20 protein-coding genes are annotated in these 17,387 nt (G+C 65.4%); 15 read left to right on the top strand and 5 right to left on the bottom strand.

Translation table 11 applies throughout. The features are described 5' to 3' along the window. Positions 1–130 precede the first annotated feature (130 nt). Positions 131–1,798 carry a SulP family inorganic anion transporter gene (locus IVB42_RS27700; RefSeq protein ID WP_018454290.1) on the top strand — a complete coding sequence of 556 codons (1,668 nt, stop codon included), beginning with the start codon at positions 131–133 and terminating at the stop codon, positions 1,796–1,798. A gap of 6 nt (positions 1,799–1,804) precedes the next feature. Here IVB42_RS27700 and IVB42_RS27695 read toward each other — a convergent pair whose 3' ends face one another. Together IVB42_RS27695 and IVB42_RS27690 are read right to left on the bottom strand one after the other, a co-directional pair. Then, a complete protein-coding gene (locus IVB42_RS27695; RefSeq protein ID WP_026232706.1) occupies positions 1,805–2,167 on the bottom strand; it encodes a hypothetical protein in 363 nt (120 codons plus the stop codon). Positions 2,168–2,217: 50 nt separating this feature from the next. Then, the gene (locus IVB42_RS27690; RefSeq protein WP_247471378.1) at positions 2,218–3,642 is read right to left on the bottom strand and encodes an FAD-linked oxidase C-terminal domain-containing protein; all 1,425 of its coding nucleotides are present in this window, start codon (positions 3,640–3,642) and stop codon (positions 2,218–2,220) included. An 87-nt stretch (positions 3,643–3,729) separates the two neighbouring features. Between IVB42_RS27690 and IVB42_RS27685 the strand changes: the two genes are divergently transcribed. Continuing rightward, positions 3,730–4,236, top strand: a complete 507-nt coding sequence (locus tag IVB42_RS27685; protein WP_085385101.1) for a thioesterase family protein — start codon at positions 3,730–3,732, stop codon at positions 4,234–4,236. Positions 4,237–4,241: 5 nt separating this feature from the next. On the opposite strand, the gene IVB42_RS27680 is transcribed toward IVB42_RS27685, so the two are convergent. Next, a complete protein-coding gene (locus IVB42_RS27680; protein WP_007600914.1) occupies positions 4,242–4,415 on the bottom strand; it encodes a DUF1328 domain-containing protein in 174 nt (57 codons plus the stop codon). Between the two features lie 241 nt (positions 4,416–4,656). Between IVB42_RS27680 and IVB42_RS27675 the strand changes: the two genes are divergently transcribed. The 9 genes from IVB42_RS27675 to IVB42_RS27635 all read left to right on the top strand — a co-directional run bounded on the left by IVB42_RS27675 (position 4,657) and on the right by IVB42_RS27635 (position 12,960). After that, the gene (locus tag IVB42_RS27675) at positions 4,657–7,296 is read left to right on the top strand and encodes a UvrD-helicase domain-containing protein (RefSeq protein WP_085385100.1); all 2,640 of its coding nucleotides are present in this window, start codon (positions 4,657–4,659) and stop codon (positions 7,294–7,296) included. Positions 7,297–7,303: 7 nt separating this feature from the next. Next, positions 7,304–7,594, top strand: a complete 291-nt coding sequence (locus tag IVB42_RS27670) for a type II toxin-antitoxin system HicB family antitoxin (RefSeq protein WP_018454285.1) — start codon at positions 7,304–7,306, stop codon at positions 7,592–7,594. Positions 7,595–7,682: 88 nt separating this feature from the next. Next, positions 7,683–8,099, top strand: a complete 417-nt coding sequence (locus IVB42_RS27665) for a hypothetical protein (protein WP_018454284.1) — start codon at positions 7,683–7,685, stop codon at positions 8,097–8,099. Continuing rightward, on the top strand, positions 8,099–8,770 hold the full coding sequence (locus IVB42_RS27660; RefSeq protein ID WP_018454283.1) for an OmpA family protein: 672 nt from the start codon (positions 8,099–8,101) through the stop codon (positions 8,768–8,770). Before IVB42_RS27665 ends, IVB42_RS27660 begins: the two co-directional genes overlap by 1 nt. A gap of 154 nt (positions 8,771–8,924) precedes the next feature. Next, a complete protein-coding gene (locus IVB42_RS27655) occupies positions 8,925–9,461 on the top strand; it encodes an Mpo1-like protein (RefSeq protein ID WP_018454282.1) in 537 nt (178 codons plus the stop codon). 29 nt (positions 9,462–9,490) lie between these two features. Next, the gene (locus IVB42_RS27650) at positions 9,491–10,522 is read left to right on the top strand and encodes an NAD-dependent epimerase/dehydratase family protein (RefSeq protein ID WP_018454281.1); all 1,032 of its coding nucleotides are present in this window, start codon (positions 9,491–9,493) and stop codon (positions 10,520–10,522) included. A gap of 30 nt (positions 10,523–10,552) precedes the next feature. Further along, entirely contained in the window at positions 10,553–11,179 is a 627-nt protein-coding gene (locus IVB42_RS27645) for an isoprenylcysteine carboxylmethyltransferase family protein (RefSeq protein ID WP_007600907.1), read from the top strand. Between the two features lie 124 nt (positions 11,180–11,303). Then, a complete protein-coding gene (locus IVB42_RS27640) occupies positions 11,304–11,513 on the top strand; it encodes a hypothetical protein (protein WP_018454280.1) in 210 nt (69 codons plus the stop codon). Positions 11,514–11,655: 142 nt separating this feature from the next. Further along, positions 11,656–12,960: a sorbosone dehydrogenase family protein gene (locus tag IVB42_RS27635; protein ID WP_018454279.1), complete on the top strand. Its 1,305-nt coding sequence runs from the start codon at positions 11,656–11,658 to the stop codon at positions 12,958–12,960. 3 nt (positions 12,961–12,963) lie between these two features. Here IVB42_RS27635 and IVB42_RS27630 read toward each other — a convergent pair whose 3' ends face one another. Together IVB42_RS27630 and IVB42_RS27625 are read right to left on the bottom strand one after the other, a co-directional pair. After that, entirely contained in the window at positions 12,964–13,788 is an 825-nt protein-coding gene (locus tag IVB42_RS27630) for an aspartate dehydrogenase (protein WP_247294827.1), read from the bottom strand. A 37-nt stretch (positions 13,789–13,825) separates the two neighbouring features. After that, entirely contained in the window at positions 13,826–14,743 is a 918-nt protein-coding gene (locus tag IVB42_RS27625; RefSeq protein WP_018454277.1) for a LysR family transcriptional regulator, read from the bottom strand. Between the two features lie 133 nt (positions 14,744–14,876). Here IVB42_RS27625 and IVB42_RS27620 point away from each other — a divergent pair, with 133 nt between their 5' ends. The 4 genes from IVB42_RS27620 (at position 14,877) to IVB42_RS27605 (ending at position 17,306) form a co-directional block, all read left to right on the top strand. Beyond that, positions 14,877–15,950 (top strand): tartrate dehydrogenase, encoded by a 1,074-nt coding sequence (locus tag IVB42_RS27620; protein WP_247294829.1) that lies wholly within the window; start codon positions 14,877–14,879, stop codon positions 15,948–15,950. Between the two features lie 199 nt (positions 15,951–16,149). Next, positions 16,150–16,605 (top strand): Hsp20 family protein, encoded by a 456-nt coding sequence (locus IVB42_RS27615; RefSeq protein WP_247295145.1) that lies wholly within the window; start codon positions 16,150–16,152, stop codon positions 16,603–16,605. A 117-nt stretch (positions 16,606–16,722) separates the two neighbouring features. Beyond that, entirely contained in the window at positions 16,723–17,040 is a 318-nt protein-coding gene (locus IVB42_RS27610) for a hypothetical protein (protein WP_018454274.1), read from the top strand. A gap of 26 nt (positions 17,041–17,066) precedes the next feature. Further along, positions 17,067–17,306 (top strand): hypothetical protein, encoded by a 240-nt coding sequence (locus tag IVB42_RS27605; RefSeq protein ID WP_018454273.1) that lies wholly within the window; start codon positions 17,067–17,069, stop codon positions 17,304–17,306. Positions 17,307–17,387: the final 81 nt, after the last annotated feature.

The following is a 17,387-nucleotide window of genomic DNA, read 5'->3' as shown; positions in this document are numbered from 1 at the left end:
CAGACGCGATAAGTGCCGCGAGCCCTGCGGTGTCGCACGATATACAGGCGAGGCCGGCAACCCCATGTTTGCCGACGACCGGCAGCTGTGGTCTGGTCGACCAACGGAACACTTCGGGGATTCGCTGCTGATGGCGCAGGACGCTCACACCGCAACATCATGGCCGCTGTTTCGCTCACTCGCGTCCTATTCGCTGCCGGGCGATTTGATGGCCGGCCTGACGCTCGCGGCAATCGCGATCCCAGAGCAGATGGCCACGGCGCGGCTCGGCGGCTTCGCGCCGCAGATCGGCTTCTTCGCCTTCATGGCGGGATCGCTCGGCTTTGCGATGCTCGGCGGAAACCGCTTCCTGTCCTGCGGCGCCGATTCCACGATCACGCCGATCTTCGCCGGCGGGCTGGCGGCGCTGGCCGCCGCCGGCTCGCCTGAGTATCAGGGCCTCGCGATCGCGCTGGCACTGATGGTCGGCGCAATGATGCTGGCCGGCGGCGCCTTCCGCCTCGGCGGCATCGCCAATCTCTTGTCCGTGCCCGTCATGGTCGGTTTCCTCGCCGGCATCTCCGTCCACATCATCGTGTCGCAATTACCGGGCGTGCTGGGCCTGGACTCGCCGAACGGGCCGACGCTCGATCGCATCGGTGTGCTCGCAAGCGAGCTCGGCCGCACCAATCCCTTCACGCTATGCATCGGCTTCGGTGTGCTGGCCGTGGTCTTCGTCGCCGAGAAGATCAGCGCAAAAATTCCGGGCGCGCTGATCGGGCTCGTCGCCGCGACCCTGGCCACGATCGCGCTCGGCCTCGAGAGCAAGGGCGTCAATGTCGTAGGCCTCGTGCCGGGGACGCTGCCGCGGCCGACCTTCCCCGAGCTTGCACCGGAGCAATGGGTCCGCCTCGTGCCGCTCGCCTTTGTCATCACGGTCGTGGTGATGGTGCAGACCGCGGCGACGACGCGCTCATTCCCGTCCGATCCCGACAAGCCGGCCGATGTCGATCGCGATTTTCTCGGCGCGGGCGTAGGCTGCGTACTGTCGGGCCTGTTCGGCGCGTTTCCGGTCAACGCCAGCCCGCCGCGGACGGGCATTGTCGCCGAGACCGGCGGACAATCGCAGCTCGCGGGTCTCGCCGCCGCTGCGATCGTGCTGGCGCTGCTCGCGTTTGGAACGGGATTGCTGCAGCACGTTCCAGACGCAGCCCTCGGCGGCATCCTGCTGTTCGTCGCGCTGCGCATCATCCGCGTGAAGCAGATCGTCACGATCTATCGCCAATCCCCCAGCGAATTCCTGCTGATCGCCGCCACCGCCGCGCTGATCATCGTGCTGCCGATCCAGCAAGGCGCGTTCCTCGGCATCGTGCTGTCGCTGCTGCACGGCATCTGGAGCACGACGCGCGCGCGGCTGGTCGAGTTCGAGCGCGTGCCGGGCACCACGATCTGGTGGCCGGCACATCCGCACATCGCCGGCGAGCGCATCGCCGGCGTCGCCGTGCTCGGGCTGCAGGCGCCGCTGTCCTTCCTCAACGCGCCCGGCTTTCGCAGCGACGTGATCAAGGTGCTCGGCACGATGCCGCCACAGCTGCTGGTGCTGGAGGCGAGCGGCATGGTCGAGATCGACTTCACCGCCGCGCAGATCCTGCTGGACGTGTTCAGGGCGTGCAGCGAACAGGGCGTCACCGTCGCGCTGGCCCGGCTGGAATCAGTGCGCGCGCAGGACGCGTTCGAGCGGTTTAGATTGTTCGACGCCCTGCCGAGAGAGCGTGTCTTCCACAGCGTCGACGAGGCCGTGCGGAAGTTGGCGCGATAACTGGGCTCACTGCGCCAATGGCGGGTGATCGCGCTGGATCGTTTCGCGGATCCAGCTGGCATGGATCGCGCGAAACAGGATTTGCGCCGTCTTGAGGTCGTTCGCCTTCATGCAGAGATCGACGATGCGACGGACTGCGTCGTCGCGCATCAGTCCATCCGAGATCTTCATCGCGATTTCCATCGCGACTTTCGCCGCGCGCTCGTAGCGCTCGCTGTCGCGCTTGTCGCTGCGCGCGCTACCTGCCGCGCTCGCCGCAGCGGCGTCACAGATCGCACGGATGCGCTCGGCGGCCTCGATGTCGCCGAGCGGCCGTTCGATCGCTTCGTCCCAGACGTCCTGACGCGTCTTGCGCGCGAACCACTGCATTGCCTGCTCCGTGGTGAGGGAGCGAGCATAAACGGCGGCCACGCCGCGCGCTACGCCTCCGGTACGATCTTCCCGGGATTGAAGATGTTCTGCGGATCGAGCGCCTTTTTCAGCGCCCGCATCGCGTCGATCGCCTCGGGGCCGAGCTCCGCCTTGAGGTATTTCTGCTTGCCCTGACCGATGCCGTGCTCGCCGGTGCAGGTGCCGTCCATCGCCTGCGCGCGCTCGACCAGCCGATGCATGAACTCCTCGCCGCGCGCCATCTCGTCGGCATCGTTGGTGTCGCAGACCAGCGAGCAGTGGAAATTGCCGTCGCCGACATGGCCGACGATCGGCGACAACAGGTTGAGGCGCTTGAGATCTTCCTCGGTCTCGCCGACGCATTCGGCAAGCCGCGAGATCGGCACGCAGACGTCGGTCGCGACCACCCCGATGCTGTCGCCGGGCCGCAGCGCTTTCACCGACCAATAGGCGTCGTGCCGCGCCTGCCACAGCTTTGTGCGATCCTCCGGCTTGGTGGTCCAGGAGAAGTCGCCGCCGCCGCAATCCCTGGCGATCTCGCCGAAGGCCTTGGACTGTTCGGCGACCTCGATCTCGCTGCCGTGGAATTCCATCAGCAGCAGCGGCGTTTCGGGCAGGGTCAACTTCGAATAGGCGTTGCAGGCCCGCACCTGCGCGGCGTTGAGCAGCTCGATGCGCGCCACGGGAATGCCGGTCTGGATCGCCAGGATCACGGCCTGACACGCCCCGTGCACGGTCTCGAACGACACCGCTCCGGCCGCGATCGTATCGGGGATGCCGCGCAGGCGGATGGTCAGCTCCGAGATGATGCCGAGCGTGCCCTCGGCGCCGACGAACAGATGCGTCAGGTCGTAGCCGGCGGATGATTTCTTCGCACGCGTGCCGGTCGTGATGATCTCGCCGTCGCCGCGGACCACTTTCAGCGCCAGCACACTGTCGCGCATGGTGCCGTAGCGCACCGCATTGGTGCCGGAAGCGCGGGTCGAGGCCATGCCACCGAGGGAAGCGTCCGCGCCGGGGTCGATCGGGAAGAACAGGCCCTGGTCGCGCAGATGCTCGTTGAGCGCCTTGCGGGTCACCCCGGGCTGGATCACGCAGTCGAGGTCCTCGGCATGCACCGCGAGCACCTTGTTCATGTCGCGCAGGTCGATGCAAATTCCGCCGGCGGGTGCGTTGACCTGGCCCTCGAGCGAGGTGCCGGTGCCGAAGGCGATGACAGGCACGCCGTTTTTCGCGCAGATCCGCACCACGTCCTGGATGTCGGCAGTCTCCTGCGCCATCACCACGCCGTTCGGCGGCTGGTTCACGATCCATGTGGTGGTATGGCCGTGCTGCTCGCGGACGGCTTGCGAGGTGATGAGGCGGTTGCCGAACCGCGCGGCAAGTTGCTCCAGCGCGCTCGCGAGGGCTTTCGGCGCCGGCCGCGGCGGATTATTGGTGATGGTCGTACCCACGGACGTTCCTCCCGACGAGACGAACCGTGGCAAAGGACATCTCACCGGTCAAGTCAAGCGACCGGACGCATAGCTGGGGAAGGACACATGCCGGAGACTGCTGCCACAACGATCGAGGGCGTGCCGTTCCGCTCGTCAATCATGCAGATCGAGCCGCAATGGATCGACTACAACGGCCACCTCAACATGGCCTATTACAACGTGATGTTCGACCGCGCGATCGACCAGATGTGGCTGACGCTCGGGATCGGACCGGGCTACATGAAGGAGCGCGGCGGCTCGACCTTCACCGCCGAATGCCACGTGCGGTATTTGCGCGAAATCCACCTCGACGATCTCGTGCAGGTCTCGGTCTGGCTGCTGGAAGCCGACGACAAGCGGCTGCACACCTTCCAGGAGCTGCGGCACGCGACCGAAGGATGGCTGTCCGCCACATCGGAAAACATGTCGCTTCACATCGACATGGGCTCACGAAAGGTGGCGGCTTTTCCCCCAGACATCCGTGAGCGCATCGCAGCGGTGGTCAAGGCCCACAGCGCCGTCCCGCGGCCCGAGGGCATCGGCCGGAACGTGGCGATGCCCTCGAAGCGGTAAGCGCGCTAAACCCTGTTACGACCCCGTGCCAGTCCGACAACGGCCGAGACCAGGAACAACACGACTGCGATGAAGAAGATGATCTTGGCGATTTCGATCGACGCGCCGGCGAGGCCGCCAAAGCCCAGGATACCGGCGATCAGGGCGATAACCAGAAACGTAACTACCCAGCTAAGCATGATCCGAACCTCTGTTTCGATGTCTGTCTGCGATCGGCGCGGCTGACGCGCCTCACTTGCAGAACCAATCGCCAACTCGGAACAATGGTTCCGGGCCGCTGAAGCCGGAAATTCGCCTGACCGACAGGAACAAATTGGCTTTCGGCGCACGTGGAAAACCCCTGTCCGCGGCCCCATATAGGGACCAATCCCTGTTAAGAAGGCTCCCCTTTCACCACCCCGCGGTGCCAACGTGGGGCAAATGATTCGCATGACCGAGCCGAGCAAGATCACGTCCCAGAGCGTCCCCGACCACCAGCCCGCAGCCGGCGGCATCGCCGCGCGTGCGCGCGCCTCGGTAGGCCCGCAATACCTGTCCGGGCTCAATCCGGAGCAGCGCGAGGCTGTGGAGACGCTGGACGGGCCGGTTCTGGTGCTGGCCGGCGCCGGCACCGGCAAGACCCGCGTGCTGACCACGCGCATCGCCCACATCCTGAGCCAGGGCCGCGCCCGCCCATCCGAAATCCTGTCGGTGACCTTCACCAACAAGGCCGCGCGCGAAATGAAACATCGGCTCGGTCAGATGCTCGGCCATGCCGTCGAAGGCATGCCGTGGCTCGGCACCTTCCACTCCATCGGCGGGCGCATCCTGCGCACCCACGCCGAGCTGGCGCAGCTCAAGTCGAACTTCACCGTGCTCGACGTCGACGATCAGGTCCGACTGCTCAAGCAGCTTCTGCAAGCCGACAATATCGACGACAAGCGCTGGCCGGCGCGCATGCTGGCCGGGCTGATCGACGGCTGGAAGAACCGCGGCCTGACGCCGTCGCAGGTGCCGTCGGGCGAAGCCGCCGTGTTCGCCAACGGCAAGGGCGGCAAGCTCTATGCGAGCTACCAGGAGCGGCTGAAGATCCTGAACGCCGCCGATTTCGGCGATCTGCTGCTCGAGGACATCCGCATCTTCCGCGAGCACCCGGATATCCTGCGGCAGTACCAGCAGCGCTTCAAATTCATCCTGGTCGATGAGTATCAAGACACCAACGTCGCTCAATATCTGTGGCTGCGGCTGCTGTCCCAAGCGCCGACTTCTTTTGCCTCTCCCCGCGTGCGGGGAGAGGTCGGATCGCCCGGCAGCGCAATTGCGCGCCCGAGCGATCCGGGTGAGGGGGACTCTCAGCAAGCTGAGCTCGTGGAGGCAGCCCCTCATCCTGACCTTCTCAGCGTGAGCGAAGCTCGTCGCGACCCCGCAAGCGGGGAGAAGGAGCAGACGCGCCACGTCAAAAACATCTGCTGCGTCGGCGACGACGACCAGTCGATCTATGGCTGGCGCGGCGCGGAGGTCGACAACATCCTGCGCTTCGACCATGATTTCCCCGGCGCCAAGGTCATCCGCCTCGAGCGCAACTACCGCTCGACGGGCCACATCCTCGCCGCCGCCTCGCACCTGATCGCCCACAACGAGGGCCGGCTCGGCAAGACGCTGCGCACCGAGGACCAGGACGGCGAGAAGGTCACGGTAACAGGCTCTTGGGATTCGGAAGAGGAAGCCCGCGGCATCGGCGAGGAGATCGAGCAGATCCAGCGCCAGGGCGACAAGCTCAACGAGATCGCGATTCTGGTGCGCGCCTCCTACCAGATGCGCGAGTTCGAGGACCGCTTCGTCACGCTCGGCCTGCCCTATCGCGTCATCGGCGGCCCGCGCTTCTACGAGCGCGCCGAGATCCGCGATGCGCTGGCTTATCTCCGCGTCATCAATTCACCGGCCGACGATCTCGCCTTCGAGCGCATCGTCAACACGCCCAAGCGCGGCCTGGGCGATGCCACCGTGCAGATGCTGCACGATCACGCCCGCAAGCGCCGCATCCCGCTGTTCGAGGCGGCGCGCGCGGTGGTCGAGACCGATGAGCTGAAGCCGAAGGCGCGCGGCTCCTTGCGCGACGTCGTCGCCCAGTTCGACCGCTGGCGCGCCCAGCGCGAGGTCACCTCGCACACCGAGCTCGCCGAGATCGTGCTCGACGAGAGCGGCTACACCGAGATGTGGCAGAAGGACCGTTCGGCGGACGCCGCGGGTCGGCTCGAAAACCTCAAGGAGCTGGTGCGCTCGATGGAGGAGTTCGAGAACCTGCAAGGGTTTTTGGAGCACATCTCACTGGTGATGGACCGCGACAGCGGCGCCGACGAGGACGCGGTGTCGCTGATGACGCTGCATTCGGCCAAGGGGCTGGAATTCGACAACGTGTTCCTGCCCGGCTGGGAGGAAGGCCTGTTTCCGAGCCAGCGCACGTTGGACGAACAGGGCCGCGCCGGCCTCGAGGAAGAGCGCCGGCTCGGTCATGTCGGCCTGACCCGGGCCCGCCGCCGCGCCAAAATCTATTTTGCCACCAACCGCCGGATCCACGGCACCTGGTCGACCACGATCCCCTCGCGCTTTCTCGACGAACTGCCCGCGGCCAATGTCGAGATCACGGAATCCAAGGGCGGCTCGGCCTGGGGCGGCACCGGCGGCTACGGCGCCTCCCGCTTCGACGACATGGAAGCGTTCGGCTCCACCTATTCGACCCCGGGCTGGCAGCGCGCCCAGGCCAATCGCAATCGCGGCGGCGGTGGCGGCGGCAATGGCGGCCGCGGCAGTTTCGAGGAACAGGCCTCGTCGTTTTCGTCCCAGTCGTCCTCGCCCGATTTCGGCAGCTTCTCCTCGCGCCGCCGCGGGCCGCTGACGATCGAGGGCGAGCTGGTGGCCAAATCCACCGGCACGACCTCGGAATTCTCCCTCTCCGACCGCGTCTTCCACCAGAAATTCGGCTATGGCCGCGTCACCAAGATCGACGGCAACAAGCTCACCATCGCCTTCGACAAGGCGGGGGAGAAGAAGGTCGTGGACAGTTTTGTGCAGCGGGCGTGAGGCCTGCATGCCGCACTACATCGCCATCATCGAGGACGCCGGCCCGGACGAAGCCGTCGGCGTGTGGTTTCCGGACCTGCCCGGCTGCATTTCCGGCGGCGACGACGTCGATGAGGCCCTGGAGAATGCGCCCGAGGCACTCGCGTTCTATGCACAGGAACTGACCGCGGACGGCCGCCAGCTTCCCCCGCCGCGGACATTGGACGAGCTCAAGGCCGACCCTGATGTCGCCGACGAGCTCGGGAAGCACACGGTCGCCCTGATCGAATGGCCACCCCTCACTGAGGCCACGGAGTGAGGACTGTTCGCCGCACTGGTCGGACTCTCGACAGTTCAGGTCCGAACAGCCCTTGACCACCGTGAACTTCCCCGTATCAGATGCGGCCATGGTCCGGGGCTCCATCACACTGATCTTGCTGGCATTGGGTATGCCGTCGCTTGCGGCGGCGGAGACCATGAGCTTTGGCGATGCGATCGGGCTGCTGGCGAAAAGTTGCGGCGCGGAAATCGTCGCCAATTGCCGCGGCGTCAACCCGGATTCGACCCGCCTGAAGGAGTGCCTCTCGCGCAACCGCGACGTGCTCTCGCAGCAGTGCCAGAGCGATTATCTCGGTGCCTTCGACGCCATCCAGAAGCGCGTCGCAGCCCGTGTCACCGTGGCGAACGTCTGCCAGCGCGAGATCGTCAAGGTCTGCGGCGGCTCGACCAAGGAGACCAGCAAGGCGGTCCCCTGCCTGGTCTCGACGCCCAAGGGCATCAGCAACAATTGCCTGAAGGCCGTTGACGACGCGGGGTATCGGTGATGCCAGCGACGAGGCTTTCCACCGCCGGAATATGCATCGCGCTCGGCCTCGCTTTGCTCGCGGGCACAGCGGAAGCGCAGACGGCGCCGCCAACCCGCGACGACATCGTCGGCAAGCTCAACCATTTCGAACAAGCCGCCGAGATCGATCTCCCCGCGCTGAAGCTGCAGGTGATGGAGCGGGCCAAGGCCAGGATCAAGAACGATCCCGGTCCGGTGAACCGGCCGCTGATCGCGCCTGATCTGGTCAATCTGCCGACCTTCACTGCGCAGATCCAGTTCGACGCCGACACGCCGATCATCCAGCCGGCGTCCTACCAGACCGTCGGCCGCCTCGCCGATGCGCTGGTCCATGCCTCGCTGCTGCCCTACACGTTCCTGATCGTCGGCCATGTCGAATCCAACGCGAAGACGCGCGAGGCCAACGCGATCCTGAGCCAGCGCCGGGCGGACGCGATACGCGACGTGCTGGTGAACACGTTCAAGATCTCGACCAAGCGGCTGCATCCGATCGGCCTCGGCGAGGAGCAGTTTCTCGACCGGGCCAGGCCGACCTCAGCCGCCAACGCCCAGTTGCAAATCCTGACCTACGCCAAGGTACCGGAGGAAGCGCCTGCGCATCCGGCTGCGACACCTGCGCCTGCAGCGAAAAAGCCCGCCAAGAAGCGCTGAGCGGACGCGCCACGGCGTCTGACGCAACCCTTTGAAGTCACGTTTCTTTTGTGACCTGTCTCACAGCGCAACAGCGCGGTTTCGCGCGACAATTACGCCGGTTTGTGCACCGCCCTATCAGGTGCTATAGGCTTTTTTCGCCCTGCCCGACCCCATGCTGCACGAGACCGAGATGGCCAGTTATTTTCAACGTCAGCTGGCCGACTACGTCGAATATCATCGCGATCCCTGGAACTGCGCGATGCACGTGGTCGGCATCCTCCTGCTCTTCACCGGCGCCGTGCTGCCGCTGACGCTGGTCCATTTCCCGGTGTTCGGGATCGAGGTCAGCCTGGCCATGGTTCTTGCCCTGCCGGTGCTGGCCTACTGGCTGATGCTGGACGCCGGGATCGGGCTCGGCATCCTCGCCTCGATGATCGTGCTGCTTTCGGTCGCAACCGCGATTGGCAATCAGGTCTCGATCGTCATGATGTGGTCGATTTTTGTGGTGCTGATCGGGCTCGGCGTCGCGTCGCAAATCGTCGGTCACAAGGTTTTCGAGGAGCGGCAGCCGTCGATGGTCGACCACCCCACGCATTTTCTGCTTGGACCGATGTTTGTCATGGCAAAATTATTCATTGCATTGGGCTTCCGTCGCGACCTTGCCGCGATTCTGGCGCCTGCTCCGACCAATTCCCTTTCAACCCGATAGTTCTAGACGCGAAACAGCAAACCTACTGCATGGCTCTCGTACTGGTTACCGGTGGCAGCGGCTTCATCGGACATCATCTTGTAGAAGCGCTCCGCGCCCGTGGGCAGCGGGTGCGTGTTCTCGACGTCCGTGCGCCTGCCGCGCCGTATGCCGACGTTGAATATGCCCAAGGCTCGGTGCTCGACGGTGCCGCGGTCGATGCCGCGATTGCTGGGGTCGATCAGGTCTATCACCTCGCGGGCCTGCCCGGCATGTGGGTCGCCGACAAGCAGGCCTTTCACGACGTCAATTGCCGCGGCACCGAGATCGTGCTCGCGGCCGCGATGAAGCGCGGGGTCTCGCGCTTTCTGCACTGCTCGACGGAATCGATCCTATTCCCCTATTCCGACCTCAACGGTGTTCCCGCCGAAGAGGCGCTGCAGCCGGCCGATGCGATGCCGGGCGCCTACACGCGGTCGAAATCGCTGGCCGAGCATTGCGCCGCGAAGGCCGCAGCTGAAGGTTTTCCGCTGGTGATCGGCACCCCGACCATGCCGATCGGTGCTGCCGACCACAATCTGACGCCGCCGACTGCGATGCTGTGGTACTTCCTGCAGAAGAAAGTGCAGCCGCATCTCGACTTCCCGGTCAATCTCGTCGACGTTCGCGACGTTGCCATGGGCCTCGTGCTGACCATGGAACGCGGGCGTAACGGCCAGCGCTACATCCTCGGCGGCGACTGCGTCAGGCTCGGCCAGATTCTGCGGATGATGTCCGCGATGAGCGGCCGCCGGCAATTCCCGGTCGTCGTTCCCGGCAAGATGGCCGAGCTGTCCGGCATCATGCTTGAATATCTCTCTGACCGCATCACGCGCAGGCCGCCCAACGGCACCGCCGAGGGCGTGCGCATTGCGCTCGCCGCGAGCGACCTCTCGATCAGCAAGGCGCGCACCGAACTCGGCTACGCGCCGCGCCCGATCGAGCCGGTCCTGCGCGAAACCATCACCCATCTTCTCGCCCGCGGCGGCGCGCTTGCCTCCGGCGCCATCGAGCATCACGCGCTCTCCTCGCGCGCCAGCTGAGCTGCCGCCCAACCCAAAGAACCTTTCCGCATGTCCTTCGATTTCAGCAAGCTTCTCTCTGTCGCCTGGGGTGGTTGGACCACGACTTGGCCGACGCAACTGCTCGCCCTGATCTGGCTCGCCTGGCTCGCAAGCTGGGTCGGCGCCTCGTTCTGGCAGGGCCGCACCCAGAAGCAGGTAATGACGCTGGAGTCCGGCCGCTATCGCATCCCGATCCTGGTCGGCGGCATCCTGTTCACGCCATGGACCGCGGAAGTGCTCGGCGAGAAGCCGCTCTGGGTGTTCAGCAATACAGCTGTCTACGTGGTGGCGCTGATCGTGCTGGCCGGGATCTCCTTCACCTGGTGGGGACGGCTGCATCTCGGACAATTCTGGTCCAACACCATCACCCACAAGCAAGACCACCGCGTCATCGACACCGGCCCGTACGGCATCGTACGCCATCCGATCTACACCGGCCTGATCCTCGGCATGCTGGTGACGGGCATCGCGGTCGGCACGGTGACCGCGATGCTCGGCGCGATCCTGATCTCGCTCGGCATGTGGCAGAAGGGCCGGATGGAAGAAGTGTTCCTGTCCAAGGAGCTCGGCGAAGACGCCTACGGCGCCTATTGCCGCCGCGTGCCGATGATCATCCCGTTCCTGTCGCCGCGCTGAGAGCGGCGGACGCGCCCCACATTCGCTGTCGTCCCGGCCTTCGCCGGACGACAGCGAGAGGAACTGCCTTCCCTCCAGCCCGTTAGCCTCTCGATACCTGCCACTGACCGCAGAGCATCGAGCCATGTCCGACGCCTACGATTATTTTCGCGAGCACGCGATCGCCGCCGTCCGCAAGGCGCGGGCGCTGCCGCCGGGGCGGCCGAAGCAGAAGCAGCGCACCGTGGCGCGTGTCTATCATCTCCTGTCCAGGGAGGCCGCGCTCGCGCCGAACATCCATCATCTGGATGATTTTCGCGCGGCGCGCCGGGCAGAGCGGCAGATCGGCCACTGATCTCCGGGCCCCGCTTGCCGGCATTCGTCCCATGCAAATTCGAACGGCTGCCATTCCACGGGAATAGAGCCCCGCGGCCCATCGCACAGGTTGACGTCTGCCCCGCCAGCCCGTTGGATGCGCCCGCAAACAGGGGCTTCTCATGACGTTTTCCAGCATCTTTGCGCAGTTCGTTGCGCTTCTCGGCGGCATCGCGCTGCAATGGCGGAAGCTGTCAGGCACCGTGCCTGCGCCGGCCTGGGGCCAGTCGCCCGCGATTCCCGAAGCAAAACCGCAAGGCGCCATTCCGACACTGAAGATGCCGACGGCGCGGGGCTGGAGCGAAGGACAGAAGCCGACGGTCGCACCCGGGCTCAAGGTCAATGCGTTCGCGACCGGCCTCGACCATCCGCGCTGGATCGAGGTGCTGCCCAATGGCGACGTGCTGATCGCGGAGGCGACGCAGATCGCGGGGGCGCCGCGGTCCGTGTTTCACTACGCAATGCAAGCGACGATGCGGCGCGCCGCCGCGCTCGGCGTCAGCGCCAACCGCATCACGCTGCTGCGCGACAAGGATGGCGACGGCGTCGCGGAGTATCGCGGCGCGTTCATGGAAAACCTCAGCCAGCCGTTCGGCATGGCGCTGGTCGGCGACACCTTCTATGTCGGCAACACCGACGGCGTGATGGCCTTCCCGTACGTGGCGAATGCCGATCGCATCACCGCGCCGGGCAAGCGCCTCACCACTTTCAAGCCGAGCGGCCACTGGACCCGCAGCCTGCTCGCAAGCCCCGACGGCAAGAAACTCTATGCCGGCGTCGGCTCGCTCAGCAACATCGGCGAGATGGGCATGGAGGTCGAGGAAGGCCGCGCCGCGGTCTACGAGCTCGACCTCGTCGCCGGTACGCACCGCATCTTCGCCGCCGGCCTGCGCAACCCGGTTGGTCTCGCCTGGGAGCCGACGACCGGTGTGCTCTGGACCGTCGTCAACGAGCGCGACGGCCTCGGCGACGAAACGCCGCCGGACTATCTGACCTCGGTGCGCGACGGCGGTTTCTACGGCTGGCCCTATTGCTACTGGGGCAAGACGGTGGATGACCGCGTGCCGCAGGATCCGGCGATGGTCGCCAAGGCACTCACGCCTGACTACGCGCTCGGCGGCCACACCGCCTCGCTCGGCCTGTGCTGGATGCCCGCGGGCACGCTGCCGGGCTTCCCCGACGGCATGGCGATCGGCCAGCACGGCTCGTGGAATCGCAGCACGCTGTCCGGCTACAAGCTGGTGTTCATCCCGTTCGAGAACGGAAAGCCTTCGGGTCCAGCACGCGACATCCTGTCCGGCTTCCTCGCGCCGGACGAGAAAGAATCCTACGGCCGTCCGGTCGGCGTCGTGATCGGTCCCGACAAGAAATCGCTGCTGATGGCCGACGACGTCGGCAACGTGATCTGGCGCGTGACGGGCGCTTGAAGGTTATGTGCCAACGCTAAGCGTGGTGCGCTGCTTGCGGAGCAGCGCGATCACCGACAGTGCCGTGATCAACCCGGTCTTGGGATTCTCGGAGGGGACGTTCTCGATTGACATCGAGAAGCGCGCGGAATCCGACTCGACCTCGATGCGATGAACATTGCGCGTCACGGTCGGGTCGGCCCAGATTTGCACCTGGGTGCGATCCGGCCCGACGCCCGCGAGCGACAGCGCGACCGCGACGTTGAGATTGGCCGGAAAGCCTTTCGCTGCCTCTCGCGCGGTCCCCTCGAACAGCTTGAGCGGCTCGCGCAGATTGTCGATATCGATGTTGTTCTGGACGATGAACGGCGCGCCCTTCAAGCCGTCGATCGGCTTGCGCGTCACCATCTTCACCGAGTGAATTGTGCCGATCGCGGCGGCGTTGACGGCGTCGAGCCCGATCAGCGCGCCGGTCGGCACGAGGATGCGGCCGCCATTGGCCCGGGCGAGATCGACGAGATCAAAATTGTCGAGCAGCCCACCGACGCTGACAACGACCGCGGCCCTGCCGCGTTTCACCGCGGGCTCGACGATCGCGCGGAGTTGGCTGCTCGGCGCGCACTCCACCACGATATCGGCGGCGTCGCCGAGCTGGTCGAGCGGCAGTAGGGATGGCGGACGACGCAGGCTGCCGAGCAATTTCTGATGCTTTGCAGGATCGCGCACCGCCACGGCGGAGAGCGTCAATCCCTCGATGCCCTGATCGAGCGCGGCGGCGATCTTGGTGCCGATCGAGCCGAGCCCCGCGACGGCAACCCGCAATTCGTTCGAAGCTGTCCGTTCAGCCATCGCATCACCCCTCTCGCCAAGTCGATGTCATAGCGCCTCAGGCGTCGCGCGCATAGCTGCGCAGGCGCGTCTCGAGCACGGAGAGCATTGCGTCGCGGGCGGGGTCGCGCGAGCCGCGCAGCCATGCGGCAGCGAGCGGCAGCCGGCCGACGGGCCCGATCTGCTTTGGCCGCAGCGGCACGAAGCGCACGCCTGACACCGCCATCCGCATGGTCCAGCGCGGCACGATCGCGACCCCGAGCCTGGTTGCGACGAGATTGATGATGGTCTGCTTCTCGTCGGCGACCTGCACGACGCGCGGCGTGAGGCCTGCCTGCTCGAATAGTCTTATCGTGAGGTCGTGGCTGTGCGGCCGCGAGCGACGATCCGGCACCAGCATCGCCTCCTCGGCGATCTCCGCCGGCGTGATCGACTTGCGTTTGGCCAGCGCGTGGCGCTGCGGGAAGGCCACGATGGCTGTTTCCTGCAGCAGATCGCGGAATTCGAGCCGCTTGTCCCGCTGAGCCGGTGGACGCACGAAGGCAAGATCGAGCGCGCCGGTCAGGATCTTTGGCAGCAGCCGGACGGTCTTCTCTTCCAGGAGCTGCACTGCGATATCGGGATGCTTTGCGCGAAAATCGCGCAGCAGCGCCGGTAACAGCCCCGCCGCGGCACTGTCGATGGCGCCGACCCGGAGTTTTCGAGCAGCCCCCGCGCGCGCGCGATTGCGCAGGTTGGTCTCGACCGCCTCGACGCGGGCGAGGATGGCACGGGCATCACGCAGCAGCGTCACGCCATCTTCCGTCAGCGACACCGCACGCGTCGTCCGCGCGAACAGCCGCGTGCCCAGATCCTGCTCCAGCAGCCTGATCTGGCGGCCGAGTGCGGAGGGCAGCATCTGGAGATGCTGCGCTGCGCGGCCGAAATGCAGCTGCTCGGCCGCCGCCACGAAGCATCGCAACTGATGCAATTCCATCTCGCTGTCCTCTGATCCCGTGACGGGATTATATCATTTTTTTGTATAAACCAGCGCCGATTGAGTCCCTGCCCCTCCCCGCCTAGGTTCGCTCGTGTCACGCAACCCCACCGACATCTGGACGGAGCCCTTCATGCGCACCCATTCGATTGCAGCGATCCCCGCGGACGGCATCGGCCCCGAGGTCATCTCCGCCGGCGTCCGCGTGCTGGAGGCGCTGGCCAACCGCAGCGGTGACCTCGCCTTCAACATCAAGACCTTCGACTGGGGTTCGGACTATTACAAGAAGCACGGCGTGATGATGCCGGCCGACGGTCTCGCGGAGCTCAAGAAATTCGACGCGATCTATTTCGGCGCGGTCGGTGCGCCCGACGTGCCCGATCACATCACGCTGTGGGGCCTGCGGCTGCCGATCTGCCAGGGCTTTGACCAATACGCCAATGTGCGGCCGACCAAGATCTTGCCGGGCGTCGCCTCGCCGCTGCGCAATGTCGGCGTCGGCGACCTCGACTGGGTGATCGTGCGCGAGAATTCCGAGGGCGAATATGCCGGCATGGGCGGCCGCGCCCACAGGGGTCTCCCCGAAGAGGTCGGCACCGAGGTCGCGGTGTTCACCCGCGTCGGCGTGACGCGGATCATGCGCTATGCATTCGAGCTGGCGCGGTCGCGCCCGCGCAAGTTCCTGACCGTGGTGACCAAGTCGAACGCGCAGCGCCATGGCATGGTGATGTGGGACGAGATCGCAGCCGAAGTCGCGGCCGAATTCCCCGATGTGACCTGGGACAAGATGCTGGTCGACGCCATGACGGTGCGCATGACGCTGCATCCGAAGAGCCTCGACACCATTGTCGCGACCAATTTGCACGCCGACGTCCTCTCCGACCTCGCCGGGGCGCTGGCGGGCAGCCTCGGCGTCGCGCCAACCGCCAATATCGACCCGCAGCGCCGCTTCCCCTCGATGTTCGAGCCGATCCACGGCTCGGCCTTCGACATCACCGGCAAGGGCATCGCCAATCCGGTCGCGACGTTCTGGACCGGCGCACAGATGCTGGAGCATCTGGGCGAGAAGGACGCGGCGGTGCGGTTGATGGCCGCGGTGGAGCGCGTCTGCGCGGCCGGCGTGCTGACGCCCGATGTCGGCGGCAAGGCGAGGACGAAGGACGTGACCGATGCCGTGATCGAAGCGATCCACGGATCGAACGTGTAATCCGAGCTACGTCAGCGGGAGGCGCCAGGGTTTCCGAAAAATTTTGAGCCCCCCTCTTGAAACCAAAACGGGCTTTTTTTATTTTTCCGCTGCCGCCGAGAGGTGGCGTTCCCGACGCCTGGTGGGTCGGGAAGCTGAGACGGGCACCGGTCGTGTCCGGTGTCGTTCGTATCCATTTTGCTCCTTGGAGGATCTGGCTATGCGCGCTTACGACTTCTCTCCCTTGTGGCGTTCGACCGTTGGTTTCGACCGCCTTTTCGACCTCGTTGAAACGGCACAGCGTGCCGGCGAGGACAACTATCCTCCCTACAACATCGAACGTCTCGGCGAGGATCGCTACCAGATTTCGCTTGCGATTGCGGGCTTCTCACCCAACGAGGTCGCGGTGACGGCCGAGCAGAACGCGGTGACCGTCGAGGGAAACAAGCCGGACAGAACTGAACGCGAGTATCTCTACCGGGGCATTTCCGCGCGGCCGTTCAAGCGGCAGTTTAACCTGGCCGAATATGTTCAGGTGCACAGCGCCTCGTTCGAAAACGGCCTGCTCAAGATCGAACTGGTCCGGGAAATCCCTGAAGCCATGAAGCCGCGGCGGATTGCGATCAATGCCGCGCCGTCCGGCAACGTGCATCAACTCGAGGGCAAAGCCGCCTGAATTCGGTCTGTCGGAGGCCCGGTGATCCCGCCCGATCGTCGGGCGGGATGGGCCATGGCCTTCGATCGCGTACCCGAATGCAAGTCAGAGGTTTTAGAGAAAGGAGGAGGACCTCTCATGCTCGATCATGCCGACAACATCATCGATCTGAACGCGATATTGCACCCTGGCTCCGTCTATGATCATCCCCGCGACGTCATAGCCGATCCAACTTTGTCGATCGGCGAGAAGCGCGCGATCCTAGCGTCCTGGGCTTCGGACGCAGCCAGTGTCGCCTCGAGCCCGACATTGCGGGAGCTGCCCGGCTCGGACAAAGCCGTCACCATCGACGAAATTCTGGAAGCGCTCGCGAGCCTCGACCACCATCCGAAGGGCCCTCCGGGCGGCAAGCCGGTCCGCACGCGATCCGTCGAACGAACCGGCCTCGCAGCCTAGGCAACGACAGCTCAACGGGGATTGCGATGATGCTTGATGAAGAGCTGGCCTTGTTGCGCGGCCACCGCAGCAACATCAGCCGCTATCAGCGGTTGCTCAAGACCGAGCTGACCGAGTTCGAACGGCGGTTCATCGAGAGACGTGTGTCCGAGGAGCGCTCGGCGATCGAGAAGCTCGCCGTCTCCGCCTTTCCGCTCACCTTTCAGGCTCCGAGCCGGGCGATGGGGAACGCCACCACGCGCCTGACGGCAAGCCGGCACGGGTGATCGACATGCCCGAACACCTCCCGACATTCGAAGTGTTCCTGAAGAAGTGCGGTCGAAGGACATGGCGATGGCGTGTCTGCA

Origin of the sequence: Bradyrhizobium sp. 45 (assembly GCF_023073155.1) — a bacterium.
GTDB lineage: Bacteria > Pseudomonadota > Alphaproteobacteria > Rhizobiales > Xanthobacteraceae > Bradyrhizobium > Bradyrhizobium canariense_D.
This window is presented reverse-complemented; position numbering and strand designations above follow the sequence as displayed.